Source organism: Pseudomonas sp. PS02288 (genome assembly GCF_029959715.1).
Taxonomy (GTDB): Bacteria; Pseudomonadota; Gammaproteobacteria; order Pseudomonadales; family Pseudomonadaceae; genus Pseudomonas_O; species Pseudomonas_O kuykendallii.
Genome location: NZ_JASCPA010000021.1, coordinates 1 through 17,209, shown reverse-complemented (window position 1 = coordinate 17,209; position 17,209 = coordinate 1). Strand labels below are relative to the sequence as shown.

The 17,209-nt window shown below is 67.2% G+C and carries 15 protein-coding genes and 1 riboswitch; of the genes, 7 read left to right on the top strand and 8 right to left on the bottom strand.

What is annotated here, in order from left to right; all coding sequences use genetic code 11:
* Positions 1–8: 8 nt before the first annotated feature.
* From ribA to QMX85_RS10545, 3 genes are read left to right on the top strand one after another with little or no spacing between them, the layout of a single operon-like run.
* Positions 9–626 (top strand): GTP cyclohydrolase II, encoded by a 618-nt coding sequence (ribA, locus tag QMX85_RS10555; RefSeq protein ID WP_282340665.1) that lies wholly within the window; start codon positions 9–11, stop codon positions 624–626.
* Positions 623–1,036 (top strand): MFS transporter, encoded by a 414-nt coding sequence (locus QMX85_RS10550; protein WP_282340663.1) that lies wholly within the window; start codon positions 623–625, stop codon positions 1,034–1,036. Before ribA ends, QMX85_RS10550 begins: the two co-directional genes overlap by 4 nt.
* Positions 1,036–1,833, top strand: coding sequence for a cobalamin-binding protein (locus tag QMX85_RS10545; protein ID WP_282340661.1), 798 nt, complete (start codon positions 1,036–1,038; stop codon positions 1,831–1,833). Before QMX85_RS10550 ends, QMX85_RS10545 begins: the two co-directional genes overlap by 1 nt.
* On the opposite strand, the gene QMX85_RS10540 is transcribed toward QMX85_RS10545, so the two are convergent.
* Genes QMX85_RS10540 through QMX85_RS10520 form a run of 5 tightly spaced genes read right to left on the bottom strand, consistent with a single transcriptional unit; the run spans position 1,827 to position 5,926 of the window.
* A complete protein-coding gene (locus QMX85_RS10540) occupies positions 1,827–3,911 on the bottom strand; it encodes a hypothetical protein (protein WP_282340659.1) in 2,085 nt (694 codons plus the stop codon). The genes QMX85_RS10545 and QMX85_RS10540 overlap by 7 nt on opposite strands.
* 13 nt (positions 3,912–3,924) lie before the next feature.
* Entirely contained in the window at positions 3,925–4,560 is a 636-nt protein-coding gene (locus QMX85_RS10535) for a hypothetical protein (protein WP_273230317.1), read from the bottom strand.
* A gap of 34 nt (positions 4,561–4,594) precedes the next feature.
* Positions 4,595–5,002, bottom strand: coding sequence for a hypothetical protein (locus tag QMX85_RS10530; RefSeq protein ID WP_282340657.1), 408 nt, complete (start codon positions 5,000–5,002; stop codon positions 4,595–4,597).
* Complete coding sequence (locus tag QMX85_RS10525) at positions 4,986–5,471, bottom strand: prepilin-type N-terminal cleavage/methylation domain-containing protein (RefSeq protein WP_090225339.1); 486 nt, start codon at positions 5,469–5,471, stop codon at positions 4,986–4,988. The genes QMX85_RS10530 and QMX85_RS10525 overlap by 17 nt, the downstream gene beginning before the upstream one ends.
* Positions 5,468–5,926, bottom strand: coding sequence for a type IV pilin protein (locus tag QMX85_RS10520; protein WP_282340738.1), 459 nt, complete (start codon positions 5,924–5,926; stop codon positions 5,468–5,470). The genes QMX85_RS10525 and QMX85_RS10520 overlap by 4 nt, the downstream gene beginning before the upstream one ends.
* 385 nt (positions 5,927–6,311) lie before the next feature.
* On the opposite strand from QMX85_RS10520, the gene QMX85_RS10515 reads away from it, so the two are divergent.
* A complete protein-coding gene (locus QMX85_RS10515) occupies positions 6,312–7,322 on the top strand; it encodes a hypothetical protein (protein WP_273230321.1) in 1,011 nt (336 codons plus the stop codon).
* A 149-nt stretch (positions 7,323–7,471) separates the two neighbouring features.
* Positions 7,472–7,694: riboswitch (cobalamin riboswitch) on the top strand.
* Between the two features lie 98 nt (positions 7,695–7,792).
* On the top strand, positions 7,793–9,652 hold the full coding sequence (locus tag QMX85_RS10510; RefSeq protein WP_282340654.1) for a TonB-dependent receptor: 1,860 nt from the start codon (positions 7,793–7,795) through the stop codon (positions 9,650–9,652).
* A gap of 69 nt (positions 9,653–9,721) precedes the next feature.
* Here the strand turns inward: QMX85_RS10510 and QMX85_RS10505 are convergent, their stop codons facing one another.
* The 3 genes from QMX85_RS10505 to QMX85_RS10495 all read right to left on the bottom strand — a co-directional run bounded on the left by QMX85_RS10505 (position 9,722) and on the right by QMX85_RS10495 (position 13,223).
* Positions 9,722–10,849 carry a methyl-accepting chemotaxis protein gene (locus QMX85_RS10505; RefSeq protein ID WP_282340653.1) on the bottom strand — a complete coding sequence of 376 codons (1,128 nt, stop codon included), beginning with the start codon at positions 10,847–10,849 and terminating at the stop codon, positions 9,722–9,724.
* A gap of 43 nt (positions 10,850–10,892) precedes the next feature.
* The gene (gene dxs / locus QMX85_RS10500) at positions 10,893–12,791 is read right to left on the bottom strand and encodes a 1-deoxy-D-xylulose-5-phosphate synthase (protein WP_282340652.1); all 1,899 of its coding nucleotides are present in this window, start codon (positions 12,789–12,791) and stop codon (positions 10,893–10,895) included.
* 141 nt (positions 12,792–12,932) lie between these two features.
* Entirely contained in the window at positions 12,933–13,223 is a 291-nt protein-coding gene (locus tag QMX85_RS10495; protein ID WP_282340651.1) for a hypothetical protein, read from the bottom strand.
* Between the two features lie 112 nt (positions 13,224–13,335).
* On the opposite strand from QMX85_RS10495, the gene pbpC reads away from it, so the two are divergent.
* Both pbpC and QMX85_RS10485 read left to right on the top strand, forming a co-directional pair.
* Positions 13,336–15,675 carry a peptidoglycan glycosyltransferase PbpC gene (pbpC, locus tag QMX85_RS10490; protein WP_282340650.1) on the top strand — a complete coding sequence of 780 codons (2,340 nt, stop codon included), beginning with the start codon at positions 13,336–13,338 and terminating at the stop codon, positions 15,673–15,675.
* 139 nt (positions 15,676–15,814) lie between these two features.
* A partial coding sequence (locus tag QMX85_RS10485) for a methyl-accepting chemotaxis protein (protein WP_282340649.1) occupies positions 15,815–17,209 on the top strand: 1,395 nt, incomplete at its 3' end.

Below are 17,209 nucleotides of genomic sequence, written 5' to 3'. Positions count from 1 at the left end.
GCCTCACGGTGTCCGTCGTTTTCGTCGCCGCTTCGAAATTGCCCACGCCGTTCGGCGAGTTCGTCATGCACGGTTTCCTCGATGAGGAAACTGGCAAGGAGCATGTCGCCCTGACCATGGGTGATATCTCGGACGGCGCTCCGGTACTCGGTCGCCTGCATTCGGAATGCCTCACGGGCGATGCGCTGTTCAGCCTGCGTTGCGATTGCGGTTCACAGCTCGAAGCCGCGCTGCGGGCGATTGCCGACGAGGGCCGCGGTGTGCTGCTTTATCTGCGTCAGGAGGGCCGTGGCATCGGCCTGCTGAACAAGATCCGCGCCTATGAGCTGCAGGACGGTGGCGCTGACACCGTGGAAGCCAACGTGCGCCTGGGCTTCGGCGCCGACCAGCGCGACTACGCGATCTGCCTGCCGATGCTCGAACACCTGGGCGTCAGCGCGATCAGGCTGATGACCAACAACCCGCGCAAGGTGAAGGCGCTGGAAGGCTTCGGCATCCGCATCACCGAACGCAGGCCGTTGCAGACCGGGCTCAACCCGCACAACGAGCGCTACCTGGCGACCAAGGCCGGCAAGCTCGGCCACCTGCTGGGCAGACTGCACCAGGGTGAAGTGGAGAAGCCGTGAATCGGGCCAACGCACGCCGCAGGCTGGCGCTGGCCTGGTGGCTGCAACTGGCGCTGATGCTGGCGCCGTTGGGGTTGGCGCAGGTGCTGGCCGGCGACAACCCGCCGCGCGAGCCGCTGCTGATGCCGCTGTTCATCGCCGGGCTGCTCTCGATGTTCGTCAGCCTGCCGCTGTTCCATGCCTACAAACGCGCCCTGATCGCCACCGAGAAAGCCCGAGACAGCGACGACGAGCCGCTCGCCTGGCGTGCTCTGGGCCTGCGCCGGCGCAACGCACTGCTCGGCGCCAGCCTGCCGGCCTGGTGCGCCGCCGCCGGGCTGCTCGCCGGGCAGGAGGCGATTCCGCTGCTGTTGCTGACGCTCTCCAGCCTGGTGCTGTTCTACCTCTACCGCCTACCTCGCCAGCTCTGATGCGGCCTCTGCTCGTCGCGCTGCTGCTACTCGCCTGTACCGCGGCGGGCGCGGTGGAGCGGGTGGTCAGCCTGGCGCCTTCCCTCTCGGAAATCATGCTCGACCTGGACGCCGGCGACCTGCTGGTCGGCGTGCTCGATGGCGGCGAGCGGCCGGCGGCGCTGGCCGGCGTGCCATCGGTGGGGCGCTACGGGCAGGTCGAGATGGAAACCCTGATCGGCCTCAAGCCCGATCTGTTGCTGCTCTGGCCGGGCAGCGTGAATGCCGCGCAGCGCGCCCAGCTCGAAGGCCTGGGCATCGCGATGTTCGTTGCCGAGCCGCACAGTTTCGACCAGCTCGGCGATACGTTCGCCCGTCTCGGCGAACGTATCGGCCGTGTCGAACAGGGGCAACGCGTGCAGGCGCGCTTCGTCGACGGTATCGCCGAACTGCGTCGGCACTATGCGCGCGCCGAGCCGCTGCGGGTGTTCTACCAGGTGTGGAACCCGCCGCTGTACACCATCGGCGGAGGGCAGATCATCAGCGACGCGATCGCCGTCTGCGGGGGGCGCAACGTCTTCGCCGACCTCGCCCTGCCGGCGCCCCAGGTGAGCGTGGAAAGCGTGCTGGCGCGCGATCCGCAGGTGATTTTCGGCGCCAATGCGGCGCAGCTGGACGGTTGGCGGGTGTGGGCGCAGCTCGCCGCAGTGCGCGCCGGGCAGCTGTGGAGCGTGCCGGACAAGGGCCTCGAACGGCCCAGCCTGCAGATGCTGCAGGCCACCGCGAAGCTCTGCCGGCAGATGGCCGAGGCTCAGTAGTAGCGGGTCCAGAGGGTTTCGGCGGTTCCGGGCTGGGTGGCGCAGTCGCGCGAGCAGGGGTTTTCGCTCGGGTCGAAGCTCGACGGCGCGCCGCTGACGTCGACGACGGTGCTGCCGCCCAGGCTGGTGGACGTGGTGGAGCCCTGGCCGGCGGTGGTCAGGCTGCCGTGGATCACCGTGCTGCCGGTGGTGCTCAGGGTATTGCCGGCCAGCACGTTGCCGTAGACGTTGTTTGCCGAGCCGAGGGTGATGTTGCCGCCGACGAAGCTGCCGTTGAGGTAGCCGCCGGAGATCAGTGCGGTGTTGCCCGCGGCGTTGCTGATGAAGGTTCCGGCGCTGACGTTGCAGAAGTTGCTCGGATACAGCCCGGTGAACGCCGGGTTGCGGGTGATCGCCACCGGCGCATTGGCGCACACCGCGGCGTAGCCGGCGTAGTTGACCGCCACCACCAGGGCCGAGCCGGAGGTGGCCAGGTTGCCGGTGGCGATGATGCTGTTGTTGTAGCTGCCGTCGCCGACGTTGACGTTGCCGGCGAACCAGAGCACGCCGGGCGCGAGGCTGATGCCGTTTATCGACCAGGTGGTGGTGTCGGCGGCGTAGGTGATGCAGCCGTTGTAGGCCGAATAGCCCTGGCAGATCGTGGCGTAGGGCGTCACGGGCTGGGCGCAGGTCGGCTCGTCCGTCGAACCGCTGACCTCCGTGCACAGATAGTCCCGGTACGGCCCTGGGTAGTTGCCCAGGTAGTAACTGCCCGGCGCGATGCCGGCGATGTTCTGCACGGTGACCTTGCGAAAACCCGCCTGATCGGTCTCGAAGATGTAGTTGGCCGAGTTGCGCAGCGCGTAGGCATCGACCTGCGGCGGCTGGATCGAAACCGTGTTCGCCGCGACCACCGAGACCGTGCTGGGCGACGCCACGTAGCCGCTCTGCACCAGCACGCCGGGGCAGTTCAGGTACACCGGGCAGGATTTCGTCCCGCCGATGGTGCCGGCCAGCACCAGGCCGCTGCTGCTGCTCAGGTTGCCGCTGGCGTCGATCCTGTTGAGGGTGCCGTAGGCCGACACCACGTTGCCGCTGGTGGTCACCTGGCTGGCGCCGCCGCCACTGAGGGTCACGGTGCCCTTGGCGCTGATGGTGGGTGTCGCCAGCGCCCCGGCGTAGGTCACGTAGCTGTTCGAGTTCAACGCGGTGGCGCTGGCCGAGCTGGTCCACTCGATGAAGCCCAGCGCGTTGATCGTGTTGGCGTAGGCGGCACCACCGGAAACCACCACGTTGCCCTGGCTGTTGATCGTCCCCGCGTTCGCAGCGCCTCCGGACAGCGTCACGTTACCGTTGGCCTGGATCGCGTTGGCACGGGTGGCGCCACCGCTGAGGCTGACGCTGCCCAGGGCCTCCACCGTGCCGATCGCCGCCGAGCCGCTGAGGGTGATGTTGCCGTTGGCCTGCACGCAGTTCACCACGATCCCGGAACTGATGCTGACGTTGCCCGTGGCGCGGATGCAGTCGATCCCGGTCACGCTGCCGGACAGGTTGACGTTGCCGTTGACGTTGAAGCTGGTGTTGTTGAAGCCCACCGCGGCGACGTTGCCGCTCATGTTCAGGTCGCCGTTGATGTTCACCGCACCCTGCACGCCGATGGGCGCGCTTTCGCCGTCGTCCTGCGCGGTGGTGACGATGAACACCGCCTGCACGGTGGACCGGGCTTCCGCATGGCTGCCACCGGCGGAGGTGCCGGTGATGTCGACCACCAGGCTGAAGTCGTTGGCGTTCTTCACCGGCGCGCCCTCGATGCGCGCGCTGAGCCCCTCGACGCCGCTGATCGGCAGTTCGCCGCGCAGCGACATGAGGGTGGCGTCATCGAGGGTCAGCAGGTAGCTGCGCACCATCTCGACGCCGCCCCAGGCGATCTGCTGGGCCTGGGTCGCGCTGTGCACCGAAAGGGCCTTCTCCTGGGTCCCGCGCACGGCATACATCACCCCGACCGCGGTGGCGGTCAGCGCCAGCCCGGTCATCAGGATGATCAGCAGTGTCGCCATGCCGCGCTGGCGGGATAGCCGGAAGGGCCGTTTGGCGCTCATCGAAACAGGTCCGTCAAGGTGGCGCGAGATTGGGTAGGCACACGGTGTAGCTCGACGCCGCGTAGGCGGTATCGGTGTTCAGGGTGCTTCCGCCGGCGCTGATGACCACCTGCACCGCCGGGTTGGCGAAACTCTTTCCGTACGGCCAACAGGCGTTGACCTGGGTCTTGATGCTCACCGCCTGGCTTGCATTGAGCGTGCCTGGCGCGATCAGCGCGACGCTTTCGCCCAGCCAGTCGACGCTGGAGAACTGGATCGCCGCCGCGCAGGGCTTGCCGCGCAGCAGGATCAGCCCGCCATCGCGCGCCAGCAGCGCGCTGCACAGGTAGGTGCTGCGGGTCGGATTGCTGCCCCAGACGATGGCCTCGCCCTCCTGCTCGCTGCCGAGGATGTTCTGGATCGTACCGCTGAGCATGCCGCCGGGCGTCAGGCTGGCTCCGGCGAGCAGCATCAGGTCCTGGTTCACCGCTGCCGAGGGGATGCCGAACCCCGCGCTCTGCAGTTCGATCTGCGCCGTCAGCAGCCCCGCCGCCACCTGGCCGTCGAGGTTGGAGTGGACGATCGAGTCCGCCGCCTGATGCACGAGGTTGCGATACAGCGAGAGCATCGCGAGGATGCTCAGCGAGGAGATCACCAGGCCGATCATCATGCTTATCAGCGTGATCCCGGCCTGCGGGCGCGCCCTAGTTCTCACCCACCTTCACCACACCGCCGAAATAGTCCGACGCCTCGTCCGGCGTGCTCAGCGTCACCGTGTCCGGCGGGCTCTCCAGCGCCACGCCCCTCACGCTGATGGTCGGCGTCGCGCAGGTCACCTGGAGGTTGAAGACCTGATCGTTGGGCGGCAGGGTGATCACCGCCAGGCTCGAGTCACTGCACAGTTCGTTTCCGTATTGCTGCAGCAGATTGCGCATCTGTCCCACCGCGAGTCCTTGTGCGTTGCTGTAACGATGGCTGACCTCGACCCGCGAGGTCACCGCCAACATGCCCAGGCCGATGATGCTCATCAGAACCACGCCGATCAGCGATTCGACCAGGATGTCGCCGCGCTGTCTGGCGGGGCGGAGACCGCCATCAGATGAGCGTGACATCCAGCGAATCCTCGCTGCCGACAATCACGTTGAAGGTGCCGGTGCTGGTCTCGACGCAACCGCTGACCGTTACCGGTAGCCCGCGGTTGTCCAGTGCCAGGCACTGGAAATCCTCTCCCCCGATCGTGATGCTGGCGGCGCTCGGTATCACCGCGGACCATTGCACATCCTCGTCCGCCTCGGGCGTGCAACTGAAGGTCACGTCACGTGCCAGCCGCAGCACGCTGAGCGTGCCGCCGCTCAGGCACAGCGCCGCACTCGGCATGCCCGCGCCCACCGCGCCGGGATTGCGCAACGCCAGCGCCTTGGCCCGCGACAGTCCTTGCTGCAGCAAGCCGGCGGCGTCGCGCTGCTTGGCGCTGTTGCTCCAGGAAATCGTCATCGGGATCGCCGCCATCAGCAGGATCAGCATGACGGCGAGGCTGATCATCACTTCCACTAGCGTGAAACCCCCGGCGTCCTGCCTCATTGCCATCCCGTGAAGCTCCCGCAGTTGGATACGCTGCGCTCGTTGAGATTGGTCAGGCTGATGGTGCAGCCGCTCAGGTTGCTGCTGGTGCCGGTGGCCGTCACGGTATAGGTGGTGGACGTGGCGGTACTCAGGGTATAGCTGAAGTCGCTGGCCTGCGCCGGGGTCCAGCCGGTGAACAGCGCCTTGGTCTCGGCGGTGTTCGAGGTCGTGCTGGTGGGATAGGTCAGCTGGCGCTGAAAGTGGTTTTCCAGGTTCAGGCTGAGCGCCACCAGGTCGGCCTGCGCGGTCCTGATCTTGCTCTTGGTGATATAGCTGGTGTAGCTGGGCAGGGCGATGCCGGCGAGGATCGCCACGATGACCAGGGTGATCATCACCTCGATCAGGGTAAAGCCCGAGTGCGCGCCACGGCGGACAGCCGCGTGCCGCGCACCGGTTTTCGCGAAGGAGAGGATTGCCCGGGGGCAGCGAGCGGCACCGACAATCCGTGCAGGGTTGGTTAGCAGGTGGTTATTCATAAGCCAATCGACCCCCCTTCCCGGCAAAAGGTTGCCTGGGAATTCGTCTTTGAGAAGTAAGCCGTTATTTTTGCTGAATTAGATTTTTTTCAACGGCGGACGGCGGCTTCAACGAAGCGGCAGGAACGGCCCTGAAGCGGGCTTTTTCGGCAGTATGGCGTCTAGCATGAAGGCACGGGGCCAGCGTCTTGGGAGTTTCCCCGGCGTCTTTTCCTGCCGCTGCCGGCCCAGGTCAAATTTTGTCATTTCATGCGGCTGGCAATGTGCGGGGACTGCTGGCAGATTGTCGGTCGCTGTCAGGCCGTCATCCGATCAGGACTTCATGAGCAATTCCTCCCGCCGCACCTTCTGCTACGCCAGTCTGCTGATTCTGGGCATCGCCCTGATTCTCGTCCTGCCGCTCAAACTGTTGCCGAGCCTGCTCGCCGGGCTGCTGGTATTCGAACTGGTGAACAGCCTGGCGCCGCTGTTGCAACGCCTGTTCGCTGGTCATCTCGGGCGTCTGCTGACGGTCGGGCTGCTCGGCGTCATGGTCGTCGGGGTGCTGACGCTGGCGTTCGCCAGCGCGTTCTCCTTCGCCCTGCTGGAACTGAACAATCCGGGACAGATGCTCGGCAAGCTGATGGGCGTGGTCGACCGCGTGCGCGAGCAGGTGCCCGAGGGGCTGGTGGCCTACCTGCCGGCCAACGTCGACGACGTCCGCCTGACCCTGCACGACTGGCTGCGCCGTCACGTCGGCGAGCTGCAACTGCTCGGCAAGGGCGCGGCGCATCTGTTCGTCACCGTGCTGATCGGCATGATCCTCGGCGCCGTGGTCGCGCTGCAGCGCCTGCCCGATCCGCAGACGCTCAAGCCGCTGGCAGGCGAGCTGCTGGTGCGGGTGACGCGGTTCACCGCGGCGTTCCGCAACATCGTCTTCGCCCAGTTCAAGATTTCCCTGCTCAACACGGCGTTCACCGGGGTCTTCCTGATGGGTGTGCTGCCGCTGTTCGGCATTCACCTGCCGCTGACCAAGACGCTGATCGTGCTGACCTTCGTCGTCGGGCTGCTGCCGGTGATCGGCAACCTGATCTCCAACACCGCGATCTTCATCGTCGGTTTCTCGCTGTCGCTCTGGGTCGCCGTGGGCGCGCTGGCGTACCTGATCCTGATCCACAAGGTCGAGTACTTCCTCAATGCGCGGATCGTCGGCGGGCAGATCAACGCCAAGGCCTGGGAGCTGCTCCTGGCGATGCTGGTGTTCGAGGCCGCCTTCGGCATCGCCGGACTGGTCGCCGCGCCGGTCTATTACGCCTACCTGAAGAGCGAGATGAAGGCCCAGGACTGGGTCTGACAGGCGCCGCTCTAGGGCCCGCAGTTCCTGTAGGTGGTGACGAAGAAGCCGGCCGAAGCCGCTCCGTAGGCTACCCGCGCGACCACATCCCGCCTCCGGGCCGACGCAGCGTCCTTGTTTTCCTCGAGGGCGCCGACTAAGGTGCGCGACGTTTTCATTTCCGCCGAGGTACGCGGGCCACAGGGCCGGCGTTAATCGGGAAGCCGGTGCGCCCCAGTCTTACTGGGCAAACCCGGCGCTGCCCCCGCAACGGTAATCGACCGCGATCCGCCCGGATCGCACTCCGCTCAACGGCCACTGTGCGCATGCATGGGAAGGCGAGCGCGAGCCGCGTCGAGAGCCCGGAGACCGGCCACGGCGGAATGCCACTGGTGTTGCGGAGGGCGACACCATCAGGCGTCGGCCCGCGCACGAAACGGCCCGCGTCTGCCTGCCCTCCTCGAACGTCTCGCCGACCTTGAGGATTTCCCATGACGCTTTCCCGCCTCGCCTTGACCCTGGCCCTGCTGCCGACCCTGCCGGCCCTGGCCGAAACCCCGTCGCAGGACGACGCGCTGAAACTCGACGAACTGCTGGTCACCGCCAATCGCAGCGTCGAGGCGCGCAGCCAGAGCTCCGCCGCCAGCACCGTGTTCACCCGCGCCGACATCGAGCGGCTGCAGGCAAGCGACGTACTGGACCTGCTGCGTCATGCTCCGGGTGTGAGTATCGCGCGCAATGGTGGGCCGGGCAGCCTGTCCGGGCTGTTTATGCGGGGCACGAGCAGCGCTCAGACCTTGGTCCTAGTGGACGGCGTACGCATCTCCAGCGCCTCCAGTGGCACCAGTGCATTGGAGAACCTGAATCTCAACCAGATCGAACGTGTGGAGGTGGTGCGAGGGGGCCGCTCCGCACTGTACGGCGCAGACGCGATTGGGGGCGTGGTGCAGATATTTACCCGTCGAGGAGATGCTGGACTGACCCCACGCCTTCACTTCGGGATTGGCAGCCATGGCACCTTCGAGCGCAGCCTGGGCATCGCGGGCGGAGATGAGGAAACCCGCTTCGACCTCAGTGCATCCCTTGGCGAGACCGTGGGCACTCAGCGAACCGACCTTCCCGGAAGCGATGACAGTGCCTACCGCAACAGGGCATTCAGCCTGAGCCTGTCACATCGTTTCAGCGATACGTTGAACGGAGGTATCAGCCTGCTGCGCCAGAGTGGCCAGAGTGAATACGACAACTCCGATTACCCGACCACCCCGGCGGATACCGATTTTGAGCTTTCCAGCGGTAGCGCATTTCTCGAAGCAGAAATGAACGATCAATGGAGTGGTCGTGTTGAACTAGGGCACGCCGAAGACAGGCAGACCTCTCATGCGTCCTATGGAAACTCGGTCTACAACACCTATCGCGACCAGGCATCCTGGGTGAACCAGTTCGAACTCACCGACGCCCAGCGACTCCAGCTGGGAGCCGATTGGTATGAGGACCGGCTAAACAGCGACAACGCTTTTATCAAGGATTCGCGTTGGAACCACGGCTTCTTTGTTCTGCATCGCATCGAGACCGGCAGCTTCTCTACCGAACTGGGTGCACGCTACGACGATAATCAGGCCTATGGCAGCCATACCAGTTGGAACGGCGCATTCACTTATCATTTAAATCCCGACAACGACCTGATCGCGTCTTATAGCGAAGCATTCCGCGCGCCGACCTTCAACGATCTGTACGACCCCTTTGGCGGGGGCAACCTTGATCTTGATCCTGAAAAGGCACGTAGCTTCGAGCTGCAGTGGCGCAGCCAGCTGGCCAAAGCCACGCGCCTTGAATTGTCGCTATACCGCACCACCATCGATGATGCGATCGTGGGGTATCCGCCGATGAACATAGACAAGGCTCGCATCCATGGTTTCGAGGCGAGCCTTGCGCAGGACTTTTTTGGCTGGCAGGCCCAGGCTAGCTTCACTCTGGTGGACGCCCGCAACGCCAGCAGTGGGAGCAGTGCTGGTAACCGCCTGCCACGCCGCCCTGAGAACAGTTTCAAGCTCGACCTGGACCGCCGCTTCGGCGACTACAGCGTCGGTGCCAGTTGGCAACTGATCGGCCATACGTGGAACGACGTGGCAAACGATCAGGAGATCGCAGGGTATGGACTGCTTGACCTGCGCAGCGCTTGGCAAGCGCGCCCGGATCTAAGGTTTGATCTAAAGATCGACAACCTGCTTGACCATAATTACTACCAGACCCTTGGCACCGCTTACGACGCGTCCTTCACCAGCGTGCCCTATCGATACGAAGAGCTGGGACGAACCGCTTTGCTCGGGATGACTTGGACTCCAGCGCTTTGAAGCCCTGCTTAGGAACGAAGAGGCCCGCCTTCGCGGGCCTCGATCGATCTCCTGGGTTCATTGCGGCGTTCAGTGCGCCACGCGGCCAGGTATGGGCGTCGCCGTCTGCAAGGGCGGGCCGGGCGCAGCGTTGCCCGATTTCTCTTCGCGGCTGAGCCGGCTGGCGGTCTTGTGCAGGTCGAGTACCAGCTGCGCCAGTGACTGTGCCGCCTGCAGGGGTTCCCCGGCACTCTGGCTGCTGTGTTCGGCGGCGCCCGTGATGGCCTGGGCCTGACCGTTTACGGCCTGCAACTGGCCCATTTGCAGCGTCATGGCCTGGCTGATCTGGCCCAGGCGGTCCTGCATGCCGGCCACTTCCTCCTCAATGCGTTCGAGTGCCTCGTTGGCGCACGAGCGGGCCACGCTGCTCTGTGCCGCCTGCTGGCAGCTGTGCATCGCCAATTGGCTGCCCAGCGTCGTGGCAATTTCCTGGGTGGCCTGCGCGGTGCGTCGGGCCAGGTTGCGCACTTCATCGGCCACCACGGCGAAACCGCGACCGCTTTCGCCGGCGCGCGCCGCCTCGATGGTGGCGTTGAGGGCCAGCAGGTTGGTCTGATCGGCGATACCGCGGATCGCCTCGCTGATGTGCTGGATCTTCTCGGTTTGCCGGCTGAGGGCTTCGAGTGCCTGGCTCGACTGTTCGATGCGATCCGCCAGTTGGGCGACGTCGTCGGCGTTGTGCTGCACGGCGCTGGCGCCCTTGCGGGTCATGCTCAGCGCGTGCTGCGAGGCGCTTTCGCTGTCGCGGATGTGCTCGGCGACCTGCCCGATGCTCTGGTTGACCTCGAGCATCGTGCGCACGGTGGATACGGCCGCCGCCTGGCCCTGAGCGGCGCACTGGCTGGCGTTGGTGGCGGTGCGCGTCAGCCCGGTGGAGGTCTCGTGCAGCGCGCTGCCGGCGGTGACGATGCCCTGCATAGTGTGGTCCATCTTGTCGACGAAGCTGTTCACCCAGCCGGCGAGGGTGCCCGCTTCGTCACTGGCGAAGCGCTCCAGCGCCAGGCGATTGCTCAGTGGCGCGCCACATTCGGCGGTGTCCAGAAAGAAGTCCGACAGCGCCTGCAGCGAGCGCGCCCGCGCGCGCAGGCTGAACGCCCAGAAGGCCAGCAGCAGTCCGCCGGCGGCGGCGAAGGTCAATGGCGCGGCGAGATCGGGCAACTGACGCGTCAGCCACCAATGCAGACCGCCGGAGTCGGCTGCCTCAGCGCGCCAGGCGGTGGCGGATCGCCGCTTCGATACCGGCTTCGTCGAGGCCGCATTCTGCCAGCATCTCCGCCGGTTTGGCGTGCTCGACGTAGCGATCCGGCAGGCCGAGGTTGAGGATCGGCTTGAGCAGGCCTTCGCGGGCGAGGAATTCGTTCACCGCGCTGCCGGCGCCGCCCATCACACTGCCTTCCTCGATGCTCACCAGCAGCTCATGGCTGTCGGCGAGTTCGCGCAGCAGGGCTTCGTCCAGCGGTTTGACGAAGCGCATGTCGACCACCGTCGCATCCAGGGTTTCGCCGACGGCGAGCGCTTCGGCCAGTTGCACGCCGAACACCAGCAGGGCAACGCGGCTGCCCTGGCGGCGAACCAACGCCTTGCCGATTTCCAGCGGCTCCAGGCCCGGCTCGATCCGCGCATTCGGTCCACTGCCGCGCGGGTAGCGCACGGCGGCGGGACCTTCGAAGCGGTAACCGGTGCAGAGCAATCGGCGCAGTTCGTTCTCGTCGCTCGGCGTCATCACCAGCATGCCGGGGATGCAGCGCAGGTAGGCGAGGTCGAAGCTACCGGCGTGAGTCGGGCCGTCTTCGCCGACCAGGCCGGCACGGTCGATGGCGAACAGCACGTCGAGGTTCTGCACCGCGACGTCGTGGATCAACTGATCGTAGCCGCGCTGCAGGAAGGTCGAATAGATCGCCACCACCGGCTTGGCGCCGTCGCAGGCGAGGCCGGCGGCGAGGGTTACCGCGTGCTGCTCGGCGATGGCGACGTCGAAGTAGCGCTGTGGAAAGCGCTCGCTGAAGGCCACCAGGTCGGAGCCTTCCTTCATCGCCGGGGTGATGCCGACCAGCCGCGGGTCGCTTTCCGCCATGTCGCACAGCCATTGGCCGAACACGCCGGAGTACTTCGGCCCGGCGACCTTCTTCGTCGCCGGTGCCACGCCGGCCGGGCTGTCGGCGGGCTCCAGCTTGGTGATCGCGTGGTAGCCGATGGGGTCGACTTCGGCCGGGGCGAAGCCCTTGCCTTTCTTCGTTACCACATGCAGGAACTGCGGGCCCTTGAGGTCGCGCATGTTGCGCAGGGTGGCGATCAGCGTCGGCAGGTCGTGGCCGTCGATGGGGCCGATGTAGTTCCAGCCGAGTTCCTCGAAGAGCGTGCCGGGAACCAGCATGCCCTTGGCGTATTCCTCGGTGCGGCGGGCGATTTCCCAGGCGCCGGGCAGGCGCGAGAGGACCTTCTTGCTGCCCTCGCGCATGCTCGTGTAGGTGCGGCTGGAAAGTATCTTCGCCAGGTAGTTGGACAGGCCGCCGACGTTGCGCGAGATCGACATGTCGTTGTCGTTGAGCACCACCAGCATGTCGGCGCCGACTTCCGGTGCATGGTTCAGCGCCTCGAACGCCATCCCGGCGGTGAGCGCGCCGTCGCCGATCACGGCGATGGATTTGCGCCCGCTGCCTTGCATCCGCGCGGCGATGGCCATGCCCAGGGCGGCGCTGATCGAGGTGCTGGAATGGCCGACGCCAAAGGTGTCGTACTCGCTCTCGCTGCGCCGCGGGAAGGCGGCGATGCCGTCCTTCATGCGCAGGCTGGCCATCCGTTCGCGGCGGCCGGTGAGGATCTTGTGCGGGTAGGCCTGGTGGCCGACGTCCCACACCAGGCGGTCGTCCGGGGTGTCGAAGACGTAGTGCAGGGCGATGGTCAGTTCGATCACGCCGAGGCCGGCACCGAAGTGACCGCCGGTCAGCCCGACGCTGTAGAGCAGGTCCTGACGAAGTTCGTCGGCGAGGGTTTCCAGTTCGGCCTCGCCCAGGCGGCGCAGCTCTTCCGGCGTCGCAGCGCGGTCGAGCAGGGGAGTGGACGGGCGCTCGCGGGGAAATTCGTGGAACGTCTTGGGCATCAGGCTGATCGTTATTGGAAAAGGCGAAGGGCGCAGTTTAACCGAAAGCGGTCGCGGGAGGCTTGCGCCGCGGTGCGAGTCGGTATCGCTGCAGTGGGTCGGGATGCACCGCTGCGCTATGCTGCGCGGCGCATCGGGACGTCAATTGATGATGAAGCTGAGCAGCCAGAGCGCCAGCAGCAGGAGAATGATGCCGCTGATGATCGACCGTCCGAAGAAGGCGCGAAACGCCCCGACCAGCAGGATCAGGCCGAGGATCAGGGCGGCGATGTTGAGGATCGAGCGGTCCATGCCCAGCGCGGCGGCCAGGCCATCGACGAAGTTGTGCCCGGCGACGGCGAACAGGCTGAACAGCCAGTCCAGGCTGTCGACGATGAAACGGATCAGCGAGCCCAGCATCTGGCCGAGCGTCTCGAAGAAATCTACTTGCATATGAGGTTCCCTGTGAGGTCCATGCAGGCGCCGCGCTGTGCGCGAAGCGCTCCTTCGAGGCTTTGGCTGTCACGCAGGCTCGCGAGTTCCCTGTGTGTGGCGAGAGTCGCGCATGTCTAAGCGGCGCGTACCGCGCTGGCTCAAGCGAAGCGGCGGGCTACTGCTGGCGCTGCTCGCCGGCCTGTGGCTGGCCGATCGTCTGTTTCCGCTGCCGTTGCCGGGCGACGACCTGGCGCGCGTGGTGCTCGCCGAGGATGGCACGCCACTGTGGCGCTTCGCCGATGCCAACGGCGTGTGGCGCTACCCGGTGCGCCTGGACGAGGTTTCGCCGTATTACCTGGAGGCGTTGCTGACCTACGAGGACCGCTGGTTCTACCGGCATCCGGGGGTCAATCCGCTGGCCGTCGCCCGCGCCGCCTGGCAGAACCTCAGCGGCGGCCGCGTGCTGTCCGGCGGCAGCACGCTGTCGATGCAGGTGGCGCGTCTGCTCGATCCGCACCCGCGTACCTTCGCCGGCAAGCTGCGCCAGGTCTGGCGCACCGCGCAGCTGGAATGGCACTTGTCGAAGGATGAGATCCTCACGCTCTATCTGGACCGCGCGCCCTTCGGTGGCACCCTGGAGGGCGTCGCCGCGGCGAGCTGGACGTACCTGGGCAAGCCGCCGGCGCAGTTGACCCGCGCCGAAGCCGCGCTGCTCGCGGTGCTGCCCCAGGCGCCCAGCCGGCTGCGTCCGGACCGCCACCCGCGTCGGGCCCAGGCGGCGCGCGACAAGGTGTTGCAGCGCCTGCGGCAGTTCGCGGTGTGGCCGGCGCAGGCGGTCGACGAGGCCCTGCAGGAGCCCGTCCTGCTGGCGCCGCGCGAGCAGCCTCAACTGGCGCCGCTGCTGGCGCGGCGGCTGAATCGCCCCGGCAGCCCGCCGCTGATCCGCAGCACCCTGGACGCCGCGCTGCAGCGGCGCCTGGAAGACTTCCTGCTGGGCTGGCGCGCGCGGCTGCCGGAGCGCACCTCGGCGGCGCTGCTGGTGGTCGAGCACCAGAGCATGGCGGTGCGCGCCTACCTGGGCTCCGTGGACCTCAGCGACCGCGCGCGCTTCGGCCACGTCGACATGGTCGCCGCGCAACGCTCGCCCGGCTCGACGCTGAAGCCCTTTCTCTACGGCATGGCGCTGGATGCCGGGCTGATCCATTCCGAATCCCTGCTGCAGGACGTGCCGCGGCGCTATGGCGATTACCGCCCCGGCAACTTCGCCTCCGGGTTCAACGGGCCGGTGGCGGCCAGCGCGGCGCTCTCGGCCTCGCTCAACCTGCCGGCGGTGCAACTGCTCGAAGCCTACGGGCCGAAGCGCTTTGCCGGCGAGCTGCGCAACGTCGGCGTACCGCTGGCCCTGCCGGCGCTGGCCGAGCCGAACCTGGCGCTGATTCTCGGCGGCGCCGGCAGCCGCCTCGACGAGCTGGTCAGCGGCTACAGCGCCTTCGCCCGCGGTGGCGAAGTGGCGCGGCTGCGTTTCCAGCCCGACGATCCGCTGCTCGAACGGCGCCTGCTGTCGCCCGGCGCGGCCTGGATCGTGCGGCGCATCCTCGCCGGGCAGGCGCGCCCGGACCGCGACCCGCGCGCCAACTTGGTGCAGCGTTCCGGCCTGGCCTGGAAAACCGGCACCAGCTATGGCTTTCGCGACGCCTGGGCCATCGGCGTCGGCCCGCGCTACCTGATCGGCGTGTGGATCGGCCGGCCCGACGGCACGCCGGTGCCCGGCCAATTCGGCCTGGCCTCGGCAGCGCCCCTGCTGCTGCAGGTGCACGACATCCTGGTCAACCGCGACGCGCAGCGCGGCTTGCCGCCGTCGGGCGATACGCAGCCGGCGAGCGTCGGCGTCGCGGCGATCTGCTGGCCGTTGGGCCAGCCCCTGGCGAAGAGCGACCCCAACTGCCGGCGTCAGCGCTTCGCCTGGACACTGGACGGCACCACGCCGCCGACCCTGGCGGCGGGCGACCAGCCGCTCGGCCTGGGCCTGTTGCAGACGGTCTGGCTGAATCCGGCCGGGCGGCGGGTGGATGCCGATTGCCCCGGCGCCCGCGCGCAACCGGTGGCGCTCTGGCCGGCGCCGCTGGAGCCCTGGCTGGCGCGGCGCGAGCGACGTGCCGCGCGGCTGCCGGTGATCGACCCGGGCTGCCCGCCGAAACTGCCCGACGCCGCGCCCGGGCTGTCCATCGTCGGCGTGCGCGAGGGCGACCAGCTACGCCGTCCGGCAAATAGCGGCGAAGCGCTGCAGTTACGCCTCGGTGCGCTGGGCGGCGGCGGGCGGCGCTGGTGGTTCCTCGACGGCGAGCCACTGGGCGAAAGCCAGGGCGAGGAAACCCTCACCCCGACCTTGAGCCGTCCCGGCCATCACCAGCTCAGCGTGCTCGACGAAAGCGGGCAGACCGCGCGCGTCGAGTTCAGCCTGCTCGACTGAGCGACAGCCATCGGATTTTCATCCGTTCCCGGTGGACTGGCTCAAGAGCTGCATCGATTCAGCCGATAGCGCCTCCACAAGAACAATCCGGGCCCCGTCGCCCCCAAACACTTTTTCCGTTTTTCCCCAGGAGTCATGCATGCGCCTCTGGCAACGCAGTATTCAGTGGCAGTTGACCCTCAGCATGGGCGCCGCCCTGTTGGTCAGTATTCTCATCGTGATCGCCATCTATTCGCTGGTGGTCGATCGCCTGGCCGAGCAGGCGCTGGTCGAGGACGCCCTGCCGGCCAGCGTGGCGGCGGTCGGCAACGACCTCGAACGGCTGCTCGCCGAACCGGTCACCGCGGCGCGCGACATCGCCGGCAACAGCATGGTCCAGGAGTGGTTGGGCGAGGGCGAGGCGCCGGAGCGCCAGGACGCCTTCCTGCGCTACCTCAAGGGTGTGGAGGTGCAGCAGAAGGCGCTGACCACGTTCATCGTCGCCCTCGGCAGCGGCCACTACTTCACCGAGAAGGGCCTGGATCGCACCCTCACCCGCGGCCCGGCGGAGAACGACTGGTTCTATTCGATGCTCGATTCGGGCGTCGAGCGCACGGTGCAGGTGGACATCGACAAGTCGACCCGCGTGCCGACGCTGTTCATCAACTACCGGGTCAGCCAGAACGGCAAGCCGCTGGGCATCGCCGGGCTGGGCTTCGGCCTGGATGCGATGTCGCGGCTGATCAGCGACTTCCGCTTCGGCGAGCGCGGCCGCGTGCTGCTGGTCGCCGCCGACGGCCGGGTCAAGGTGCATCCGCAGGCCGAGTTCAACGACGCCCGCGAGCTGCGCGATCTGGTTGGCGGCCAGGCCGAGCAGGCGCTGCTCGGCGGCTCGACCCAGGCGGTGCCGTTCAGCCGTGATGGCGAGGACTACCTGGCCCTGGCGCGACCGCTGAAGAGCCTCGGCTGGCTGCTGGTCGCCGAAGTGCCGGCAACACAGGTGTACGGCGCGGCGCGCCAAGCACTGCTGCTGACCAGCCTGACCGGGCTCGGCGTGGCGCTGCTTTCGCTGCTGCTGGTGGTGCTCCTGGCGCGCGGGCTGGTGCGGCCGATCCTGCAGGTCACCGCGGCGCTGGTGGAGATCGGCGGCGGCGGTGGCGACCTCACCCGGCGCCTGGACGAGAGCCGCAAGGATGAACTGGGCGACTTGGCGCGTGGCTTCAACCGCTTCATCGGTAGCCAGCGGCAACTGATCGGCGACGTGCTGGCGACCAGCGCCCAGCTGCGCACCGCGGTCGGCCACGTCGCCAAGGTGGTGGACAACACCGCCGGGCGCACCGGCCAGCAACAGCAGATGACCGACATGGTCGCCACCGCGGTGCACGAGATGGGCCTGACCGTGCAGGAGGTCGCGCGCAACGCCAGCCAGGCCGCGCAGGCCTCGCAGAGCGCCCATGACGAGGCCAGCCAGGCGCGCATCGTGGTCGGCCAGTCGGTGGCGAACATCGAGAAGATGTCCGCCGAGATCGGTAGCGCCGCCAGCGCCGTGCAGGCG